Origin of the sequence: Nocardioides jiangxiensis (assembly GCF_030580915.1) — a bacterium.
GTDB classification, from domain to species: Bacteria; Actinomycetota; Actinomycetes; order Propionibacteriales; family Nocardioidaceae; genus Nocardioides; species Nocardioides jiangxiensis.
This window is the reverse complement of record NZ_JAUQTA010000002.1, coordinates 70,870-83,159: the sequence shown is the minus strand read 5'-3', so window position 1 is coordinate 83,159 and position 12,290 is coordinate 70,870. Positions and strand designations below refer to the sequence as shown.

The 12,290-nt window shown below is 71.0% G+C and carries 15 protein-coding genes; 3 read left to right on the top strand and 12 right to left on the bottom strand.

Translation table 11 applies throughout. The annotated features are described in order from the left end of the window. Positions 1–16: 16 nt before the first annotated feature. Positions 17–448, bottom strand: coding sequence for an OsmC family peroxiredoxin (locus tag Q5722_RS11755; RefSeq protein ID WP_305028458.1), 432 nt, complete (start codon positions 446–448; stop codon positions 17–19). An 81-nt stretch (positions 449–529) separates the two neighbouring features. On the opposite strand from Q5722_RS11755, the gene Q5722_RS11750 reads away from it, so the two are divergent. Then, the gene (locus Q5722_RS11750) at positions 530–913 is read left to right on the top strand and encodes a globin (protein ID WP_305028457.1); all 384 of its coding nucleotides are present in this window, start codon (positions 530–532) and stop codon (positions 911–913) included. On the opposite strand, the gene Q5722_RS11745 is transcribed toward Q5722_RS11750, so the two are convergent. Beyond that, on the bottom strand, positions 914–1,777 hold the full coding sequence (locus Q5722_RS11745; RefSeq protein WP_305028456.1) for an acyl-CoA thioesterase: 864 nt from the start codon (positions 1,775–1,777) through the stop codon (positions 914–916). An 87-nt stretch (positions 1,778–1,864) separates the two neighbouring features. On the opposite strand from Q5722_RS11745, the gene Q5722_RS11740 reads away from it, so the two are divergent. Together Q5722_RS11740 and Q5722_RS11735 are read left to right on the top strand one after the other, a co-directional pair. Continuing rightward, a complete protein-coding gene (locus tag Q5722_RS11740) occupies positions 1,865–3,076 on the top strand; it encodes an acetyl-CoA C-acetyltransferase (RefSeq protein WP_305028455.1) in 1,212 nt (403 codons plus the stop codon). Positions 3,077–3,091: 15 nt separating this feature from the next. Beyond that, the gene (locus Q5722_RS11735) at positions 3,092–3,571 is read left to right on the top strand and encodes a MarR family winged helix-turn-helix transcriptional regulator (protein ID WP_305028454.1); all 480 of its coding nucleotides are present in this window, start codon (positions 3,092–3,094) and stop codon (positions 3,569–3,571) included. Between the two features lie 65 nt (positions 3,572–3,636). On the opposite strand, the gene Q5722_RS11730 is transcribed toward Q5722_RS11735, so the two are convergent. From Q5722_RS11730 to Q5722_RS11685, 10 genes are all read right to left on the bottom strand, one after another. Further along, a complete protein-coding gene (locus tag Q5722_RS11730; RefSeq protein WP_305028453.1) occupies positions 3,637–4,044 on the bottom strand; it encodes a hypothetical protein in 408 nt (135 codons plus the stop codon). Between the two features lie 80 nt (positions 4,045–4,124). Next, positions 4,125–5,807 (bottom strand): energy-dependent translational throttle protein EttA, encoded by a 1,683-nt coding sequence (ettA, locus tag Q5722_RS11725; protein ID WP_305028452.1) that lies wholly within the window; start codon positions 5,805–5,807, stop codon positions 4,125–4,127. An 82-nt stretch (positions 5,808–5,889) separates the two neighbouring features. Then, positions 5,890–6,417, bottom strand: a complete 528-nt coding sequence (locus Q5722_RS11720) for a single-stranded DNA-binding protein (protein WP_305028451.1) — start codon at positions 6,415–6,417, stop codon at positions 5,890–5,892. A 152-nt stretch (positions 6,418–6,569) separates the two neighbouring features. After that, complete coding sequence (locus Q5722_RS11715) at positions 6,570–7,475, bottom strand: glycine betaine ABC transporter substrate-binding protein (protein WP_305028450.1); 906 nt, start codon at positions 7,473–7,475, stop codon at positions 6,570–6,572. Between the two features lie 32 nt (positions 7,476–7,507). Further along, a complete protein-coding gene (locus Q5722_RS11710; protein WP_305028449.1) occupies positions 7,508–8,161 on the bottom strand; it encodes an ABC transporter permease in 654 nt (217 codons plus the stop codon). Further along, entirely contained in the window at positions 8,158–8,805 is a 648-nt protein-coding gene (locus Q5722_RS11705) for an ABC transporter permease (protein WP_305028448.1), read from the bottom strand. Before Q5722_RS11705 ends, Q5722_RS11710 begins: the two co-directional genes overlap by 4 nt. Beyond that, positions 8,802–9,617 (bottom strand): ABC transporter ATP-binding protein, encoded by an 816-nt coding sequence (locus tag Q5722_RS11700; protein WP_305028447.1) that lies wholly within the window; start codon positions 9,615–9,617, stop codon positions 8,802–8,804. The genes Q5722_RS11705 and Q5722_RS11700 overlap by 4 nt, the downstream gene beginning before the upstream one ends. Then, the gene (locus Q5722_RS11695; protein WP_305028446.1) at positions 9,614–10,045 is read right to left on the bottom strand and encodes a rhodanese-like domain-containing protein; all 432 of its coding nucleotides are present in this window, start codon (positions 10,043–10,045) and stop codon (positions 9,614–9,616) included. Before Q5722_RS11695 ends, Q5722_RS11700 begins: the two co-directional genes overlap by 4 nt. Next, a complete protein-coding gene (locus Q5722_RS11690) occupies positions 10,042–10,581 on the bottom strand; it encodes a cysteine dioxygenase (protein ID WP_305028445.1) in 540 nt (179 codons plus the stop codon). Before Q5722_RS11690 ends, Q5722_RS11695 begins: the two co-directional genes overlap by 4 nt. Before the next feature lie 57 nt (positions 10,582–10,638). Then, complete coding sequence (locus Q5722_RS11685) at positions 10,639–12,285, bottom strand: YfjP family GTPase (RefSeq protein ID WP_305028444.1); 1,647 nt, start codon at positions 12,283–12,285, stop codon at positions 10,639–10,641. Positions 12,286–12,290: the final 5 nt, after the last annotated feature.

Here is a 12,290-nt window from a genome sequence, read left to right as displayed (position 1 = left end):
CCCGTCTCGGCGAAGGTCAGGCGGAGAGCGAGGCCTTCAGGGTGATGCTCGGGACGGCGGCGAGCGCCTGCGAGACGGGGCAGCCGGCCTTGGCGGCCTCGGCCAGCTCGACGAACTGCGCCTCGTCGAGGCCCGGGACGTCGCCGACCACGGTCAGGCGGATCTCGGTGATGCCGGTGCCGGGCACGAAGTCGACCTCGGCGGAGGTGTCGAGCGCGGTCGGCGGGGTGCCGTTCTTGGCCAGGCCGCTCGAGAACGCCATCGAGAAGCACGCGGTGTGCGCGGCGGCGATGAGCTCCTCCGGGCTGGTCAGGCCGTTGGGCTCCTCGGAGCGCGAGGGCCAGGAGACACCGAAGGTGCCGATGCCGGAGGACTGGAACGTCGTGGAGCCAGCGCCGTCGAGCAGCCCGCCCTCCCAGTGGGTGGCTGCGGTGCGGGTGGTGGCCATGGGGATCTCCTCAGGTGGTTCGGGGTCGGTGTGTCGATCCTTCCACGGCCGGGGTGAGCGCGTCGCGGCCGACTTGGCAGAATGGCCCGTGTGAGGACCTTCTACGACGAGATCGGCGGCATCGACACGATGCGTCGCATCGTCGACCGCTTCTACGAAGGCGTTGCCGAGGACCCGGTCCTCCGCCCGATGTACCCCGAGGAGGACCTCGGCCCCGCGCGCGAGCGGTTCACGCTCTTCCTGTCCCAGTACTGGGGCGGCCCGGGCACCTACAGCGAGCTCCGCGGCCACCCGCGCCTGCGGATGCGCCACGCGCCGTTCGTGGTCGACCAGAAGGCCGCCGACCACTGGCTGCGACACTTCCGCGCCGCGCTCGACGACGTCGCGCTCACGCCCGAGCAGGATGCGCGGTTCTGGGACTACGTGCAGCACGCCGCCCAGTTCATGATCAACACCGAGGTCTGATCAGGGCAGCTGGGCGAGCAGCAGCTGCCTCAGCTCCTCCGGAGCCGGCGCCGCCTTCTGGGTGCGCGCGTCGAAGGTCACCAGCACCACGCGGGCCCGCGAGTAGGTCGTGCCCTCGTCGTCGAAGAGCTCGGACTCGATGACGAAGCTCGAGCCACCGACCTTGGAGACCCACGAGCGCACCCGGTACGGCGTGAGCTGGAACCGCATCGGCCGCTCGTAGGCGACGTCCATCTGCGCGATGACCATCGGCGTCTTCCGGAAGTCGACCGCGGAGGAGCCCTGCATGCGGCCGATGTAGGAGATCCGCGCTTCCTGGAAGAACTCGAAGTGCTGCACCTCGTCGACGACCCCGAACGCATCGAGGTCGGAGAACCGGACGCGCAGCTCGTAGTCGCCGTTCTCGACAGGGCGCGGTTCGGAGAAGCCGGCCGGCTCCCCGATCGGGTCCTCCCCGAGGAACGACGCGAGGGTCTCCAGCTCCGACGCCGTCACGCGCCGGCGCCGGTCCTCGTCGAAGGCGTACGGCGCGAGGGTGCTGCGCGCCCGCAGGTAGGTGACCCGCTCGCCGGTGTGGTCGTCGTAGATCTCGTGGCCGAGGACGAAGGAGTCCTCGTCGGCGCTGACCACCCAGGTGTCGATCTTCACCGGCGCGAGGCGGAAGGTGAGCGGAGCGGCGTACTGCACGGAGTGGTGGATCACCTGCGCGCCCTCGGCGAGCGCGAGGAGACGCTGCCCCGAGGTGTGCTTGAGCAGCATCTCGATGCGTGCCTCCTGGAGGTAGTCCAGGTAGGTCACGTTGTTCACGTGACCGAGCAGGTCCATGTCCGCCCAGCGCAGCTGGCACTCATACGTGTGTCGCACGCCGGTGATGCTGCCAGACGCCGGCCGATAGGCTGAACGGCGGCCCCGCCCGCCGGGGTCCGTCCCCTACGCATCGAAGGAGTCCTCATGCCCGAGGCAGTCATCGTTTCCACCGCGCGCACGCCGATCGGCCGGGCCTTCAAGGGCTCGCTGAAGGACATGCGTCCCGACGACCTGGCGGCGTTCGCGATCAAGGCAGCCCTCGACAAGGTCCCGTCGCTGGACCCGACGCTGATCGACGACCTGCACCTCGGCTGCGGCCTGCCGGGCGGCGAGGCCGGCTGGAACATGGCGAAGGTCGTCAACACGCTCCTCGGCCTGGACACCGTCCCCGGCACCACCGTGACCCGCTACTGCGCCTCGTCCGTGCAGACCACCCGCATGGCGCTGCACGCGATCAAGGCCGGCGAGGCCGACATCATCGTCTCGGCCGGCGTCGAGGCCGTCTCCCGCTTCGGCGCGGGCATGACCGACGCCCCGGGCACCGAGAACCCGCTCTTCAAGGACGCCATCGAGCGCACCGTCGCCACCTCGATCTCCAACGAGAAGTGGCACGACCCGCGCGAGGACGGCCAGATCCCGGACGCCTACATCACCATGGGCCAGACCGCCGAGAACGTCGCCACCCTCCGTGGCCTCAAGCGCCAGGAGCTCGACGAGTTCGCGACCCGTTCGCAGAACCTCGCCGAGAAGGCGATCAACGACGGCTTCTGGGCCCGCGAGATCACCCCGATCACCCTGCCCGACGGCACCGTCGTCTCCACCGACGACGGCCCGCGCGCGGGCGTCACCTACGAGGCGATGGCCGGCCTCAAGCCGGTCTTCCGCGAGAACGGCGTCAACACCGCCGGCAACTCGTGCCCGCTCAACGACGGCGCCGCTGCGGTCGTCATCATGTCCGACACGAAGGCCGCCGAGCTCGGCCTGACCCCGCTCGCCCGCGTCGTCTCCACCGGCGTCTCCGGCCTCTCCCCCGAGATCATGGGCCTCGGCCCGGTCGAGGCGTCGCGCAACGCGCTCCGCATCGCCGGCATGAGCGTCAACGACATCGACCTCTGGGAGATCAACGAGGCGTTCGCCGCGCAGGTCGTGCCGTCGTACCAGGACCTGGGCATCGACATCGACCGCCTCAACGTCAACGGCGGTGCGATCGCGGTCGGTCACCCGTTCGGCATGACCGGCGCCCGCCTGCAGAACACCCTGATCAACTCGCTCAACTGGCACGACAAGTCCACCGGCGTCATCACCATGTGCGTCGGCGGCGGCCAGGGCATGGCGATGATCCTCGAGCGTCTCTGACCGGAGGCGCCCCACATGGCTGAGCGGCGATGGCTCGACGATGACGAGCAGCGCGCCTGGCGATCCTTCCTGGTCGCCAGCACGCTGCTCAGCTCGGCGATCGACGACGCGGCCAAGCGGCACGACATCTCGGGCGGTGAGTACGCCGTCCTGGTGCGGCTGTCCGAGGCCCCGGGCGGCGAGCTGCGCATGGCGCAGCTCGCCGACGGGCTGCTCCACAGCCGGAGCCGGGTGACGCACACGATCAAGCGCATGGAGGCCAAGGGCCTGGTGGACCGCGCCGACAGCGCCGAGGACGGTCGCGGAGTCGTAGCGAGGCTGACCGAGGCCGGGCGGCAGCGCCTGGTCGACGCGGCGCCGGACCACGTCGCCGTCGTCCGCCGCCACCTGTTCGACCTGGTCGGCCGCGAGGACATGCTCGCCTTCGGGCGGGTCATGGACGCCGTCGCCGACGACCTCGACGCGGTGTCGCCGGAAGCCAACCGGATCCGCTGAACCCCCGAAGCACGAAGAGCCCGGCCCCTGGTGGGCCGGGCTCTTCTGCGTCGTGGGGCAGCCGGTCAGGCCGCCGCGATGACGGCGGGCCAGGTCAGGGTGCCGAGCAGCGCACTGAGCCATCGGCCGTCGCCGAGGTCGTAGCCCGCGGAGGTGATCCACGAGCCGGGACCGAACGGCTCGTCGGTCGTCTCGACGAACGCCGGCGTCCGGTCGGTCAGGTCGATGTCGTGCTCGGTGGACGCCAGGCGGGCGAAGAGCTCGTCGACCTCGGCGGGCGACGGCGGAGCAGCCGTGAAGGCGAAGTCGGGCGTGCCCTCGAGCAGGTTGACGACCACCACCTGGTGGAGGTGGCTGCGGTACCAGGCCGTGAGGGCCGCCGCGTCGGGCTTCTCATCGAGGACCCGGAGCGTCACGAGCGTGAACTGGTCTCCCGGCGGCGTGAGTCGGTTGAGGACGAGATCGCTGGCCATGCGCCCAGTATCCCGAAGCGGACGCGAAATCGCCCGCCGACGCGTAGGGCGTCGGCGGGCGATTGCGGCGCGTGCGGGGCTCAGTCGCGGGTCAGGCGGCGGTGCGTCACGCGGTGCGGACGCGCAGCCTCGACGCCGAGGCGCTCGATCTTGTTCTCCTCGTAGGAGGCGAAGTTGCCCTCGAACCAGAACCACTGGCCCTCGTTCTCCTCGTCGCCCTCCCACGCCAGGATGTGCGTGGCGATGCGGTCGAGGAACCACCGGTCGTGGGAGGTGACCACGGCGCAGCCCGGGAAGTCGAGCAGAGCGTCCTCGAGCGAGGAGAGCGTCTCGACGTCGAGGTCGTTGGTCGGCTCGTCGAGGAGCAGCACGTTGCCGCCCTGCTTCAGGGTCAGCGCCAGGTTGAGGCGGTTGCGCTCACCACCGGAGAGCACGCCGGCCTTCTTCTGCTGGTCCGGACCCTTGAAACCGAACGACGCGACGTAGGCGCGCGAGTTCATCTCGAAGTTGGCGACCTTGATGTGGTCCAGGCCGTCGGAGACGACCTCCCAGACGTTCTTGTTGGGGTCGATGCCGCCGCGGCTCTGGTCGACGTAGGAGATCTTCACGGTCTGGCCGACCTTGAGCTCGCCGGAGTCCGGCGTCTCGTTGCCGGTGATCATCCGGAAGAGCGTCGTCTTGCCGACACCGTTGGGGCCGACGACACCGACGATGCCGGCGCGCGGCAGCGTGAACGAGATGTCGTTCCACAGCGTGCGGCCCTCGAAGCCCTTCACCAGGTGGTTGGCCTCGAGCACGATGTCACCGAGGCGCGGGCCCGGCGGGATGTTGATGTCGGCGGTGTCGATCTTGCGGGCCTTGTCGGCCTCGGCCGCGAGCTCCTCGTAGCGAGCCAGACGCGACTTCGACTTGGTCTGGCGGGCCTTGGCGTTGGAGCGGACCCACTCCAGCTCCTTCTCGAGCATCTTGGCGCGCTTGGCGTCCTTCTGGCCCTCGACCTTGAGACGCTCCTTCTTGGTCTCCAGGTAGGTCGAGTAGTTGCCCTCGTAGCCGTGGATCTGGCCGCGGTCGACCTCGGCGATCCACTCGGCGACGTTGTCCAGGAAGTAGCGGTCGTGGGTGACCGCGAGGACGGCGCCCTTGTAGGTCTTGAGGTGGCCCTCGAGCCACTGCACCGACTCGGCGTCGAGGTGGTTGGTGGGCTCGTCGAGGAGCAGCAGGTCGGGCTCCTGCAGCAGCAGCTTGCACAGCGCGACGCGGCGGCGCTCACCACCGGAGAGGTTGTCGACCAGGACGTCGGCCGGCGGGCAGCGCAGCGCGTCCATCGCCTGCTCGAGCTTGGAGTCGATGTCCCAGGCGTTGATGTTGTCGAGGTAGGTCTGCAGCTCACCGGTCTCGGCCATCAGCGCGTCCATGTCGGCGTCCGGGTCGCCCATCTCGGCGTAGGCGGCGTCGAGGCGGGCCATCTTGCCCTTGATCTCGGCGACGGCCTCCTCGACGTTCTCCAGGACGGTCTTGCCCTCGGTCAGCGGCGGCTCCTGCTGGAGCATGCCCACCGTCGACTCGGGGTCGCGCACGATGTCGCCGTTGTTGGGGTGGTCGAGCCCCGCCATCAGCTTCAGCAGCGACGACTTGCCCATGCCGTTGGGGCCGACGACGCCGATCTTGGCGCCGTGGAGGAACGACAGGGTCACGTTGTCGAGGACGACCTTGTCGCCGTGAGCCTTGCGGACGTTGCGCAGGGAGAGGATGTACTCGGCCATGGGACGGAAGCCTAGTTGCTCGAGCCACCCCCTCCCGCCACGCCCCTGGTGCCCGGACCGGGCCCGGACGGGACGCCTCCGCTCAGAAGGGCGCCATCTCCTCGGCTGCGTCGGTCGCGGGTGCCTCCTCGGGGCCGGACGCGTCGACGGGCACCCGGTCGAAGCGGCCGTGGCTGGAGACCTGCGGCAGGTCGACCGACCACGCGTCGTTCTGCTGGGCCAGCTCGGTGCTCTCCTCGACGGGACGCGCGGTGCTCCGCGGGAGGAACGCCGACGTGCCGCGGCTCAGGTCGTGGCCCACCGCAACGGCGTCGATCGAGAAGGTGCTGCGCGCGGCGCCACCCTCCTGCGTCCAGGTCTGGGTCCGCAGCCGCCCGCGGACGATGACCGGCTCGCCCACGTGCAGCGAGGCGGCGCAGTGCTCCCCCAGCGACCGCCAGGCGTTGACGGTGAACCAGTTGGTCTCGCGGTCGCCCCATGCGTTGTTGCTGTTGCTGAAGAACCGCGGGGTCGACCCGACCCGGAAGCCGGCGACCACCGTGCCGCCCACCTGGCGCAGCTCGGGCTTGGTCCCGACGAACCCCTGCACCGTCACCTCGGTCTCGTACATGCCCATCACTCCTCACGATCGGCCCGGACCGGCTGTCCGGGCGCTGCCGCGAGCCTGACCGCGGGACGGGGACGGCGACGGCCCCGGCCGACACCCTGTGGAGGGGTCGGTCGGGGCCGCGTCGGTGCACCGAAAGCGGGCCGGAGCCGCACTCAGGCCAGGCCGTTGGCCTTCAGCCAGTCTGCGGCGACCTTCTGGGGAGAAGGCTTGTCCTTGCCGTCGAAGATCGTGTTGAGCTCCAGCAGGCCCTCCGTCGTGAGCTTGGCCGAGACGGCGTTGAGGACCTCGGCGACCTCGTCGGTCCTGGCGTCGTCGCGGATCAGCGGGACGACGTTCTGGGCCGCGATGAGGTGCTTGGGGTCGTCCAGGGTGACCAGCTTGTTGGCGGTGATCGACGACGACGTGGAGTAGATGTCGGCGACGTCGACCCGCCCCGAGGTGAGGGCCTTCACCGTCGCCGGGCCGCCGTAGTCCGAGATCGGGGTGAAGTCGACCCCCCTCACGCCGTAGAGCTTCTCCAGGCCGGGGAGTCCGTAGGCCCTGGTCTTGAACTCGGGGTTCGCCGCCAGGCTGAGGTCCTTGATCTTGGCCAGGTCTTCGATCGAGGAGACCGCGTTCGCCGCAGCGAAGGCGGTGGTCACGTTGAGCGAGTCCTTGTCCTCGGCAGCCGACGGCTCCAGCACGGACAGTCCCTTGGGCAGTGCCTTGTCCAGGGCCGCGTCGACGTCGTCGGGCGCGGTCGCGGTGGCCTTCGGGTCGAGGAAGGTCAGCAGGTTGCCCGTGTACTCCGGGAAGAGGTCGATGGTGCCCTGCCGGATCGCGCCGATGTAGGCCTCGCGTGCGCCGATGTCGAGCTGGGTCCGGGCGTCGATGCCCTTGGCCTCCAGGGCCTGCGCGTAGATCTCGGCGAGGACCTTGCTCTCGCCGAAGCCCGCCGAGCCCACCACGATCGTGTCGCCCCCCTTGGCGGTCGGGGCGGTCGGGTCGCCACCGCAGGCGCTGGCACCGAGGCCGAGGGCGGCGACGGTGACGCCGGCAAGGATGCGGTTGAGCTTCATGGTTCCTCTTCTCTGTGGTGGGTGGTGCTGCCTCAGGCCCGTGCTGCTGATCGTTGCGCGACCGCGAAGGCACCGTCCAGAGCCAGCGCGAGAACGACGACCACCAGCGAGCCGGCGAGGGTCTGCGGATAGTCGCGGACGGCGATGCCGTCGATCAGGTACCGGCCGAGGCCGCCGAGCCCGATGTACGCCGCGACCGTGGCGGTGGAGACGACCTGGAGGACCGCGGACCGGAAGCCGCCCAGGATGAGCGGGAGAGCGAGCGGTACCTCGACGCGGGTGAGCACCTGCCACTCGGTGAACCCGAGGCCCCGGGCCGCGTCGACGGTGCGCGGGTCCACGGACTCCACCCCGGCGTACGCGCCGGCGAGGAGGGGCGGCACGGCCAGGACGACGAGGGCGAGGACCGGCGGGGTGAGCCCGATGCCCATCCAGAGCACCACCAGCGTGAGCAGGCCGAGCGTCGGCAGCGACCGCAGCGCTCCCGTGAGGCCGATCGCGAGGCCGCGGAGGCGGCCGGTGTGCCCGATCCACAGCCCGAGCGGCAGTGCGACGGCCGCGGCGATGACGACGGTCAGCGCGGAGTAGCCCAGGTGCTCCCCGAGCCGCGCCGGCACGCCGTCGGCCCCCTGCCAGTGCGTGCCGTCGGTGAGCCAGTCGGCCGCCTCGGCGAAGACGTTGCTCATCCGCCCGCCCTCGCTCCCCGCGCCCACGGCAACAGGAGCCGCCCGAGGAGCACCCACACCGCGTCGAGCGCGAGGGCGAGCAGCACGACGGTGCCCAGCCCGATCACGATCTCGGTGGTGAAGCCGCGCTGGTAGCCCTCGGTGAAGAGGGAGCCGAGGTTCGCCACGCCGATCAGTGCTCCGATGGTGACGAGGCTGACCGTGCTCACCGACACCACGCGGACGCCGGCGAGCAGCACGGGGCCGGCGAGGGGCAGCTCCACCCGGAGCGCTCGCTGCACGGCCGAGTGCCCGGTCGCGTCGGCGGCGTCGACGACGTCGCGCGGTACCTGGGCGAAGGCGTCGGCCGCCGTCCGGACCAGGAGGGCCACCGCGTAGAGGGTGAGGACGACCACCACGTTGGCCGGGTCGAGGAAGCTCGTTCCCAGGACGCCGGGGAGGATCACCAGCAGCGGCAGCGACGGCACCGTGTAGAGGATGCTGCCCGTGCCGAGGACGACGGCACCGAGGCGCGCATGGCGCTGGGCCCACCAGCCGATCGGCACCGCGATCAGGAAGCCGAGCGCGACCGGGAGCACGCTGAGCCACAGGTGGCGCACCGTGAGGTCGCCGATGCGGTCGGCGTTCTCGAGGAACCAGGTCATGCCGGGTCCAGCACGCCGGCGGGCCGGCCGTCGCCGTCGACGACGACCTGCCGGCCGGCGCGCTCCTCGATGTGCAGCGTGCGCCGCGCCCGGTCCAGGCCAACGAAGCTGCGGACGAAGTCGTCGGCCGGGTCCGCGAGGATCTCGGCAGGCGTGCCCGCCTGGGCGATCTGCCCGCCCTTGCGCAGGATCACCACCTGGTCGCCGAGCAGGAACGCCTCGTCGACGTCGTGTGTGACGAAGACGATGGTCTTGCCCAGCTCACGCTGGAGCCGCAGGAGCTCCCGCTGGAGGTCGTCGCGCACGATCGGGTCGACGGCGCCGAACGGCTCGTCCATGAGCAGGATGTTCGGGTCGGCGACGAGCCCACGGGCCACTCCGACGCGCTGCTGCTGGCCTCCGGAGAGCTGCCGCGGGTAGCGGCGGGCCAGGACCGGGTCGAGCCCCACGGTCTCCAGCGCGGCGAGCGCCCGCGCGGCGGCCTCGGCTCGGGACACCCCGGAGAGCCGCAGGGGCACCGCGACGTTGTCGAGTACCCGGCGGTGCGGCAGCAGCCCGGCGTGCTGCATGACGTAGCCGATCGAGCGCCGCAGCTCGACGGGGTGGCGGGTCGCCACGTCGACGTCGTCGATCAGCACCTGGCCCGAGCTCGGCTCGACGAGCCGGTTGACCATGCGCAGCAGCGTCGTCTTGCCGCAGCCGGACGAGCCGACGAAGACGGTCGTGGTGTGCGAGGGCAGGACGAGGTTGAAGTCCCGCACGGCGGCGGTGCCGTCAGCGAAGGTCTTGCTGACGGAGCGGAACTCGATCACGCGGCTCCTCGGGTGGCGACGTGGACCAGCTGTTCGACCGGTGTACCACCCGGCACGACCGGAAGGCCAGCGGCGCGCCACGCATGCAGCCCACCTTCCAGGTCCGCAGCTGGAACGCCGAGCGAGTTCAGCGACGCGGCGGCCAGGGAGGAGGTGTAGCCCTCGGTGCAGACGACGATCCAGTGCTGGCCGGGCGCGGCCTGTGGGAGGCGGGCGTCGGAGTCGGGGTGCAGCTGCCACTCGAGGTGGTTGCGCTCGACCACGAGCGCACCGGGGATCTCGCCGTCCGCGCGTCGCTGCCACTCGGGCCGGATGTCGACCATGCGTGCTCCCGAGTCGACCGCGTCGCGCGCCTCGTGGGGCGTGAGGCGCAGGAGCCCCTGGCGGGCGTGCGCGAGCATCTCCTCGACGGAGGAGAAGGTGCTCACGACGCCTCCCGGGCGGGCGCGGGGGCCTCAGGGTCGTCGGTCCACGCCGACGCGCGGCGCACCAGGCGGCCGGCCTCGACGTCGTAGAAGTGCATCCGCGAGAGCGGCGGCGAGTAGGCGTGCACACTGACCGCCACCGCGTCCTCGACGTTGCGGACGTCGTGCACGTAGTGGCCGCCGAAGACCGACGTCTCCCCCGCCTCGCGGACGAGGTCCGTCAGGTGACCGGTACGCCGGCTGCGTGCCCGGTCTGTCGACGGAGCGACACCACCCGCCCACGCGGTCTCGGTGAGCCGCCCCTGCACCACGGTGAACGCACCGGCGGAGCCGCCGTGGTCGTGGAGCTCGGTGCCCTGGTCGGCGGTCCAGCTGATCAGCCAGACGTCGACCATGTCGTCGCAGTGCACCCGGATGTGCCAGCGCTCGTCGGCGTCGGCGCGGATCTCGTGCTCGCCGCGCTGGACCTGGTCCGCGACGCGGCGGGTCCAGTCGGCGAGCTCCTCGAGGGTCAGCGAGTGAGCAGGGGTCGGGTGCATGGCACCCATTAAACACTACAAAGTTAGTGGACTAAAACGACTAGCCAGTGACCCCGGCTACTTCTTCAGGACCCTGGCCAGCTGCTCGCGCACGACCGCATACGCTGCGAGCTCGGTGTTGATCGGCGACAGCACCAGGTCCTGCGCGACTGCATGGATGCCCTCGCGCAGGCGCCGGTCGGCGGCCCGCGCCTTCGACCGCGCCGACAGGTTGACGAGCACCCGGCTCAGCAGGGCCAGGAGGATGCCGCCGGCCACTCCCCCGACCAGCAGGAGCGTCGGCACGGCCACCGGGCCGACCTTCGGGGAGGGCACGTCGAACTGCAGCGAGCCCGCCAGCGCGAGGCCTGCGAGCCACACCCCACCGGCGAGCACCGCCAGGATCAGGAGCCACTGGACGATGCGCACCAGGGAGGCCCACCACGGGACGCGCGCGACACCGAGGTCGGTCGAGGCCAGGGTGTGGTCCAGGCGGTCGTTGAGGTCACCGAGGCGCGCCGTCGCCGCACCGCGGATCGCCTGCTGCCACGGCTTGGCGAGACCCTCTCCGACCTCGTCGCAGGCCGCGCGCACGGCGGCGTCGACGCGGGCGCTCTGCACCGGCGTCGGCTCCGGGATCGAGGTGCGCGCCGACTTCACCAGCGCACGACCCTCCTGGCCCAGGTCGAGGTGGAGGCGCTTGAGCGGGTCCGGCTTCAGCTTCGACACCCAGGCGACCACGGGCCAGCCGGTGGCCCGCGCGGCCCGCATGCGCGCCGAGGCCTCGACTGCGTCGACCACGACCGGCACGCCGGCGGCGTCGGCCAGGGCGTCGTCGAGCTCGCCGGCGACATCACCGCCGAGCGCCTTCGGCGCCGCGGTCCCGGAGACCGCGGAGACCTTCTCGCCGACCGCCTTGACGTCGGCCTCGAGTCGCTTGCGGGTTGCCTTCTTGGACGCGACCCGCTTGGCGATCTCCTTGCGGAGCTTCTCCATGTTGTCGCCGTGACGGGCGCTGACAGCGAACACCGGCACGTCGTCGAGCCCGTCGGCAGCGAGCAGGCGGCGTACGTCGGAGAGCATCTGCTCGCGACGGTCCTCGGGCACCGTGTCGATGTGGTTGAGCACCACGATCATCACGTTGGCGTGCGAAGCCATCGGCTTGAGGTAGCGGTTGTGGATCGCTGCGTCGGCGTACTTCTGCGGGTCGAGGACCCAGACGAGCACGTCGGCGAGCTGGACGAGGCGATCGGCCTCGAGGTGGTGCGAGACGTCGGTCGAGTCGTGGTCGGGCAGGTCGAGGAGGACGACGCCGTCGAAGGCGTCGTCCTGCTTCGTGCTGTCGAGCATCGAGTCACGCGTGACGTGGTGGCGCGGCGGGATGCCGAGCCAGGTGAGCAGCTCCCCTGCTCCCTCGCCGCCCCAGACGCAGGCGGTCGCCCACGACGTGGTCGGACGACGCACACCGACGGCGGAGAGCTCCAGACCGGTGAGGGCGTTGAACGTCGAGGACTTGCCCGAGCCGGTCGCGCCGGCCAGGCCCACCACGGTGTGGTGCGCCGACAGGCGGAGACGCTCGGAGACACGGTCGGCGACCTGGTGGGCCTCGTCGAGCAGCGTGTCGTCGAGACGGCCACGAGCCGCCTCCACGACTGCCTCGAGGGCCTCGGCGCGGCGGCCGATGCCGGAGCCGGAGGAGACCAGCTTCTTGACACCATCGAGCACGGGGG

Coding starts and splice junctions, on each gene's coding strand:
- Q5722_RS11705 (WP_305028448.1), bottom strand. CDS start 8,805: ATGACCTGGTTCCTCGAGAACGCCGACCGCATCGGCGACCTCACGGTG.
- Q5722_RS11730 (WP_305028453.1), bottom strand. CDS start 4,044: ATGGCCAGCGATCTCGTCCTCAACCGACTCACGCCGCCGGGAGACCAG.
- Q5722_RS11690 (WP_305028445.1), bottom strand. CDS start 10,581: ATGCACCCGACCCCTGCTCACTCGCTGACCCTCGAGGAGCTCGCCGAC.
- Q5722_RS11755 (WP_305028458.1), bottom strand. CDS start 448: ATGGCCACCACCCGCACCGCAGCCACCCACTGGGAGGGCGGGCTGCTC.
- Q5722_RS11740 (WP_305028455.1), top strand. CDS start 1,865: ATGCCCGAGGCAGTCATCGTTTCCACCGCGCGCACGCCGATCGGCCGG.
- Q5722_RS11710 (WP_305028449.1), bottom strand. CDS start 8,161: ATGAGCAACGTCTTCGCCGAGGCGGCCGACTGGCTCACCGACGGCACG.
- ettA (WP_305028452.1), bottom strand. CDS start 5,807: ATGGCCGAGTACATCCTCTCCCTGCGCAACGTCCGCAAGGCTCACGGC.
- Q5722_RS11720 (WP_305028451.1), bottom strand. CDS start 6,417: ATGTACGAGACCGAGGTGACGGTGCAGGGGTTCGTCGGGACCAAGCCC.
- Q5722_RS11715 (WP_305028450.1), bottom strand. CDS start 7,475: ATGAAGCTCAACCGCATCCTTGCCGGCGTCACCGTCGCCGCCCTCGGC.
- Q5722_RS11750 (WP_305028457.1), top strand. CDS start 530: ATGGCCCGTGTGAGGACCTTCTACGACGAGATCGGCGGCATCGACACG.
- Q5722_RS11735 (WP_305028454.1), top strand. CDS start 3,092: ATGGCTGAGCGGCGATGGCTCGACGATGACGAGCAGCGCGCCTGGCGA.